Here is a 1175-nt window from a genome sequence, read left to right on the forward strand (position 1 = left end):
CGTGGCGGACTTCCTCGCCCTGGTGGCGCCGTATCAGTGGGCATTAACGCCGGTCCCCTGGTGTGCAGAAGGATTCTGGATCAGCCGTGACGATGCAGACACCCTGCCGCTGGGTAGCACCGCTGAACACCTCGCCGGGCTGTTCTACATCCAGGAAGCCAGTTCAATGCTGCCGGTAAGTGCACTGTTTTCCGGTGATACCTCCCCTGAGCGGATTATGGATATGGCGGCTGCGCCAGGTTCAAAAACCACGCAGATTGCTGCCCGGATGAACAATCGTGGCGCCATCCTCGCCAACGAGTTCTCCGCCAGCCGTGTGAAAGTGCTGCACGCAAACCTCAGCCGCTGCGGCGTGAGTAATACCGCGATGACCCATTTCGATGGACGCGTCTTCGGCCCGGCGCTACCCGAATGCTTTGACGCTATTCTGCTGGATGCCCCGTGCTCGGGCGAAGGCGTTATCCGCAAAGATGCGGACGCGCTGCGTAACTGGTCTGAGGCCAGCAACGCAGAGATTGCCGCCACACAGCAGGATTTGATCAACAGTGCGTTTCATGCCCTGCGCCCGGGCGGCACACTGATTTATTCCACCTGCACCCTGAACCGCAGTGAAAATCAGCAGGTCATTACCTGGTTGCAGGAACAGTACCCGGATGCCGTAGAGATTGAGCCCCTGAACTCGCTGTTCGAGGGTGCGGAAAAGGCGACCACGCCGGAGGGTTTCCTCCATGTGTTCCCGCACATTTTCGACAGCGAAGGCTTCTTTGTTGCCCGTCTACGCAAAACGGCCAGCGTACCTCCTCTGCCGGTGCCCGGCTATAAAGTGGGGAAACCGCCCTTCAGCCCGCTCAATCGTAAACAGCAGGACGAGGTGATCGCTGCAGCGGCAAAATCGGGACTGCACTGGGAAGATGACATGGCGCTTTGGCAGCGTGATAAAGAGCTGTGGTTGTTCCCACGCGCGATGGAAGCACTGCTGGGCCGCGTACGTTTTTCTCGAATTGGCCTGAAGCTGGCTGAAACATTCCCGAAAGGTTATCGCTGGCAGCATGAAGCCGCTATCGCGTTGGCTGATCCGGCTGCAGCCCATGCCGTTGAATTGAGCAGCAGCGAAGCGGAAGAGTGGTATCGTGGACGGGATATTTACCCTGAGCGTGAACTGCCAGGTGATGAAC

Annotated in this window: 1 protein-coding gene; it reads left to right on the top strand. The window is 58.6% G+C overall.

Going from position 1 to position 1175, the window contains the following annotated elements:
* The coding region (gene rsmF / locus WH277_RS00125; RefSeq protein WP_339503643.1) for a 16S rRNA (cytosine(1407)-C(5))-methyltransferase RsmF at positions 1-1175 on the top strand (1175 nt) is incomplete at both ends.

This window comes from Erwinia sp. MYb416, assembly GCF_037479575.1.
GTDB classification, from domain to species: domain Bacteria; phylum Pseudomonadota; class Gammaproteobacteria; order Enterobacterales; family Enterobacteriaceae; genus Erwinia; species Erwinia rhapontici.